Annotated in this window: 1 protein-coding gene, 2 tRNA genes and 3 rRNA genes; all 6 read right to left on the reverse strand. The window is 54.3% G+C overall.

Annotation, left to right across the window (positions count from 1 at the left end; all coding sequences use genetic code 11):
• On the reverse strand, nucleotides 1-249 hold a 249-nt coding region (locus GGR62_RS20735), incomplete at its 3' end, for a DNA-formamidopyrimidine glycosylase family protein (protein WP_276568306.1).
• Between the two features lie 251 nt (nucleotides 250-500).
• Nucleotides 501-615: ribosomal RNA gene (gene rrf, locus GGR62_RS20740) — 5S ribosomal RNA — on the reverse strand.
• Between the two features lie 171 nt (nucleotides 616-786).
• A 23S ribosomal RNA gene (locus GGR62_RS20745) occupies nucleotides 787-3,667 on the reverse strand.
• Nucleotides 3,668-3,895: 228 nt separating this feature from the next.
• A tRNA-Ile gene (locus GGR62_RS20750) sits at nucleotides 3,896-3,972 on the reverse strand.
• Between the two features lie 19 nt (nucleotides 3,973-3,991).
• Nucleotides 3,992-4,067, reverse strand: a tRNA-Ala gene (locus GGR62_RS20755).
• A gap of 92 nt (nucleotides 4,068-4,159) precedes the next feature.
• Nucleotides 4,160-5,706, reverse strand: a 16S ribosomal RNA gene (locus tag GGR62_RS20760).
• Together the 16S, 23S and 5S rRNA genes with 2 tRNA genes alongside form the textbook arrangement of a ribosomal RNA operon.
• Between the last annotated feature and the right edge of the window lie 285 nt (nucleotides 5,707-5,991).

A 5,991-nucleotide genomic window follows, 5' to 3' on the forward strand; every position in this document is an offset into this window, starting at 1 on the left:
CAGCACGCGCAGGCTGCCGGACATGCCCAGATGCAGCAGCGCACTGCCACCAGCATCGGTATCGATCAGCAGGTACTTGGCGCGTCGACGGACCTGCGTGATGGTGGCCCCAGGGAGCAAGCGTTCGATCTGCTCGGCAATGGGCCAACGCAAGTCCGGCCGCCGCAGGATGACGCCATGGATGCGTAGCCCGAGCAGATGCGGCGCCAGGGCACGCGCGGTGGTTTCGACTTCGGGCAACTCGGGCATCAGGGCATCCACCAACAGCCGGTCACGCACCGGCACAGCAGCATATGGAGGTCTGCACGCAAAAAAGCAATCAGGTCAGGGGGGATTGCTCATCCTGGACAGCGCATGGCCGCGAGCAGCGGTGTGGCCTGCAAGTGCCGGGTGGCGAAGGACGCCGGCAACGCCCAGCGGCAGGCGTTAAGGGACGCATTTCCAAATGTCGCCCAAGAAGAAACCCCCAATCCTTTCGGACTGAGGGTTTCGGGTAAAGCCCCTGGCGATGACCTACTCTCGCATGGCTTGAGCCACACTACCATCGGCGCAGCTGCGTTTCACTTCCGAGTTCGGGATGGGATCGGGTGGTTCCACAGCGCTAATTTCACCAGGGAGACGGTTGGAGCGTCGCCAGTTGGAGCTTCCTCAAACGAGTGCACAAGGATGTGCAAGCGTTTGCGTGTGGAAGCACCTACGGCGCTCGTCTCGCATAGTTAACTTGTGACGTAGCTTGCGTTTGCGGATCTACCAACGTTCGTTGGGACCAAGGCAACTTGAGGTTATATGGTCAAGCCGCACGGATCATTAGTATCAGTTAGCTCAATACATTGCTGTACTTACACACCTGACCTATCAACCACATAGTCTATATGGTTCCTTTAGGGGGCTTGTGCCCCGGGAAGTCTCATCTTGAGGCGCGCTTCCCGCTTAGATGCTTTCAGCGGTTATCGCTTCCGAACATAGCTACCCGGCAATGCCACTGGCGTGACAACCGGAACACCAGAGGTTCGTCCACTCCGGTCCTCTCGTACTAGGAGCAGCCCCTCTCAAACTTCCAACGCCCATGGCAGATAGGGACCGAACTGTCTCACGACGTTCTGAACCCAGCTCGCGTACCACTTTAAATGGCGAACAGCCATACCCTTGGGACCGACTACAGCCCCAGGATGTGATGAGCCGACATCGAGGTGCCAAACACCGCCGTCGATATGAACTCTTGGGCGGTATCAGCCTGTTATCCCCGGAGTACCTTTTATCCGTTGAGCGATGGCCCTTCCATACAGAACCACCGGATCACTAAGACCTACTTTCGTACCTGCTTGATCCGTCGATCTTGCAGTCAAGCACGCTTATGCCTTTGCACACAGTGCGCGATGTCCGACCGCGCTGAGCGTACCTTCGTGCTCCTCCGTTACTCTTTAGGAGGAGACCGCCCCAGTCAAACTACCCACCATACACGGTCCCTGATCCGGATAACGGATCTAGGTTAGAACGTCAAGCACGACAGGGTGGTATTTCAAGGATGGCTCCACTGCAGCTAGCGCCACAGTTTCATAGCCTCCCACCTATCCTACACAGACGAACTCAACGTTCAGTGTAAAGCTATAGTAAAGGTTCACGGGGTCTTTCCGTCTTGCCACGGGAACGCTGCATCTTCACAGCGATTTCAATTTCACTGAGTCTCGGGTGGAGACAGCGCCGCTGTCGTTACGCCATTCGTGCAGGTCGGAACTTACCCGACAAGGAATTTCGCTACCTTAGGACCGTTATAGTTACGGCCGCCGTTTACTGGGGCTTCGATCAAGAGCTTCGCCTTGCGGCTGACCCCATCAATTAACCTTCCAGCACCGGGCAGGCGTCACACCCTATACGTCCACTTTCGTGTTTGCAGAGTGCTGTGTTTTTGATAAACAGTCGCAGCGGCCTGGTTTCTGCGACCCTCTTCAGCTATAGCTCGCACGAGCCACCAAAAAGGGTGCACCTTCTCCCGAAGTTACGGTGCCATGTTGCCTAGTTCCTTCACCCGAGTTCTCTCAAGCGCCTGAGAATTCTCATCCTACCCACCTGTGTCGGTTTACGGTACGGTCTTCGTGAGCTGAAGCTTAGGAGCTTTTCCTGGAAGCGTGGTATCAGTGACTTCGCCATAAAGGCTCGTCTCGGTGCTCGGTCTTAAAGGATCCCGGATTTGCCAAAGATCCAAACCTACCGCCTTTCCCCGGGACAACCAACGCCCGGTACACCTAACCTTCTCCGTCCCTCCATCGCACTCACGCGAGGTGCAGGAATATTAACCTGCTTCCCATCGACTACGGCTTTCGCCCTCGCCTTAGGGACCGACTAACCCTGCGTCGATTAACGTTGCGCAAGGAAACCTTGGGCTTTCGGCGTGCGGGCTTTTCACCCGCATTATCGTTACTCATGTCAGCATTCGCACTTCCGATACCTCCAGCAGACTTCTCAATCCACCTTCGCAGGCTTACGGAACGCTCCTCTACCGCGCATAAAACAAGTTTTATGCACCCCAAGCTTCGGTTCACTGCTTAGCCCCGTTAAATCTTCCGCGCAGACCGACTCGACCAGTGAGCTATTACGCTTTCTTTAAAGGGTGGCTGCTTCTAAGCCAACCTCCTGGCTGTCTATGCCTTTCCACATCGTTTTCCACTTAGCAGTGAATTTGGGACCTTAGCTGTGGGTCTGGGTTGTTTCCCTTTTCACGACGGACGTTAGCACCCGCCGTGTGTCTCCCGGATAGTACGTACTGGTATTCGGAGTTTGCAATGGTTTGGTAAGTCGCGATGACCCCCTAGCCATAACAGTGCTCTACCCCCAGTAGTATTCGTCCGAGGCGCTACCTAAATAGCTTTCGAGGAGAACCAGCTATCTCCGGGTTCGATTAGCTTTTCACTCCTAATCACAGCTCATCCCCGTCTTTTGCAACAGACGTGGGTTCGGGCCTCCAGTACCTGTTACGGCACCTTCACCCTGGCCATGACTAGATCACCCGGTTTCGGGTCTACTGCCCGCGACTATGCGCCCTTATCAGACTCGGTTTCCCTTCGCCTCCCCTATACGGTTAAGCTTGCCACGAACAGTAAGTCGCTGACCCATTATACAAAAGGTACGCAGTCACTCTTGCGAGCTCCTACTGCTTGTACGCACACGGTTTCAGGATCTATTTCACTCCCCTCTCCGGGGTTCTTTTCGCCTTTCCCTCACGGTACTGGTTCACTATCGGTCGGTCAGGAGTATTTAGCCTTGGAGGATGGTCCCCCCATATTCAGACAGGGTTTCACGTGCCCCGCCCTACTCGTCTTCACTGGAGTGGCCCTTTTAAATACAGGGCTATCACCTTCTATGGCCAATCTTTCCAGATTGTTTTTCTAAAGCCATTCCAGCTTAAGGGCTGTTCCCCGTTCGCTCGTCACTACTTAGGGAATCTCGGTTGATTTCTTTTCCTCCGGTTACTTAGATATTTCAGTTCACCGGGTTCGCTTCCAGCAGCTATGAATTCACTGCAGGATACTGCCGAAGCAGTGGGTTTCCCCATTCGGATATTGCCGGATCAAAGCTTGTTGCCAGCTCCCCGACACTTTTCGCAGGCTACCACGTCCTTCATCGCCTCTGACCGCCTAGGCATCCACCGTGTGCGCTTATTCGCTTGACCATATAACCCCAAGTTGCCTCGGAGCTACATGTACGTGTTGTGTGGGGTACAAAGCCACCAACGCGAACATACGACTCAATTATTTAGGGACTCGAAGTCCCCGCCTTAGCCTCAACGACACGTTTAGATAGATATCTCAAACGCTCGCTACGTCACAAGTTATAAAAGAACATGTCTCAGCCTCAACGCTGATCCATATAAATTCTTAAGTGTGCACTACATTCAGAGTGGTGGGTCTGGGTAGACTCGAACTACCGACCTCACCCTTATCAGGGGTGCGCTCTAACCACCTGAGCTACAGACCCGAAGTCTTTTCACTCACTATGGTGGAGCCTGTCGGGATCGAACCGACGACCCCCTGCTTGCAAAGCAGGTGCTCTCCCAGCTGAGCTAAGGCCCCAAAAGGGACTTCGCATACCGACCTGTGCCGGTATGAATCTCTGAATGCAGGTAATTTGTGAGGACGCCCGCAAGACGATGACGTCATGCTCAAAAGGAGGTGATCCAGCCGCACCTTCCGATACGGCTACCTTGTTACGACTTCACCCCAGTCATCGGCCACACCGTGGCAAGCGCCCTCCCGAAGGTTAAGCTACCTGCTTCTGGTGCAACAAACTCCCATGGTGTGACGGGCGGTGTGTACAAGGCCCGGGAACGTATTCACCGCAGCAATGCTGATCTGCGATTACTAGCGATTCCGACTTCATGGAGTCGAGTTGCAGACTCCAATCCGGACTGAGATAGGGTTTCTGGGATTGGCTTACCCTCGCGGGTTTGCAGCCCTCTGTCCCTACCATTGTAGTACGTGTGTAGCCCTGGTCGTAAGGGCCATGATGACTTGACGTCATCCCCACCTTCCTCCGGTTTGTCACCGGCGGTCTCCTTAGAGTTCCCACCATTACGTGCTGGCAACTAAGGACAAGGGTTGCGCTCGTTGCGGGACTTAACCCAACATCTCACGACACGAGCTGACGACAGCCATGCAGCACCTGTCTCACGGTTCCCGAAGGCACCAATCCATCTCTGGAAAGTTCCGTGGATGTCAAGACCAGGTAAGGTTCTTCGCGTTGCATCGAATTAAACCACATACTCCACCGCTTGTGCGGGCCCCCGTCAATTCCTTTGAGTTTCAGTCTTGCGACCGTACTCCCCAGGCGGCGAACTTAACGCGTTAGCTTCGATACTGCGTGCCAAATTGCACCCAACATCCAGTTCGCATCGTTTAGGGCGTGGACTACCAGGGTATCTAATCCTGTTTGCTCCCCACGCTTTCGTGCCTCAGTGTCAGTGTTGGTCCAGGTAGCCGCCTTCGCCACGGATGTTCCTCCCGATCTCTACGCATTTCACTGCTACACCGGGAATTCCGCTACCCTCTACCACACTCTAGTGACCCAGTATCCACTGCAATTCCCAGGTTGAGCCCAGGGCTTTCACAACAGACTTAAACCACCACCTACGCACGCTTTACGCCCAGTAATTCCGAGTAACGCTTGCACCCTTCGTATTACCGCGGCTGCTGGCACGAAGTTAGCCGGTGCTTATTCTTTGGGTACCGTCAGAACAATCGGGTATTAACCGACTGCTTTTCTTTCCCAACAAAAGGGCTTTACAACCCGAAGGCCTTCTTCACCCACGCGGCATGGCTGGATCAGGCTTGCGCCCATTGTCCAATATTCCCCACTGCTGCCTCCCGTAGGAGTCTGGACCGTGTCTCAGTTCCAGTGTGGCTGATCATCCTCTCAGACCAGCTACGGATCGTCGCCTTGGTGGGCCTTTACCCCGCCAACTAGCTAATCCGACATCGGCTCATTCAATCGCGCGAAGCCCGAAGGTCCTCCGCTTTCACCCGTAGGTCGTATGCGGTATTAGCGTAAGTTTCCCTACGTTATCCCCCACGAAAGAGTAGATTCCGATGTATTCCTCACCCGTCCGCCACTCGCCACCCATAAGAGCAAGCTCTTACTGTGCTGCCGTTCGACTTGCATGTGTTAGGCCTGCCGCCAGCGTTCACTCTGAGCCAGGATCAAACTCTTCACTTAAAATTACATGTCCGAAGACAAATTACTTTAGCTGCAGAAGTTCAACCACTGACAACTTATCGCTTGCAAAGCAATTAATATGTTGCTTTTTGATTAAACGTCTGCAAGATGGACAATCATCCTTCCTGCAGGCGTCCGCACAAATTACCTGCGCACACTGTCAAAGAACATGGGGAGTGGCCTCAGCGCCGTTCCCGTCAGCTTCGTCGTTTCCGTCGAAGCGAGCCGCCTAGTATAGCGGACTTTTTCTTACCGTCAACACCTTGTTTCCGAGGTGGTTGACGC

The organism is Xanthomonas sp. 3075 (genome assembly GCF_014197275.1).
Taxonomy (GTDB): Bacteria; Pseudomonadota; Gammaproteobacteria; order Xanthomonadales; family Xanthomonadaceae; genus Xanthomonas; species Xanthomonas campestris_B.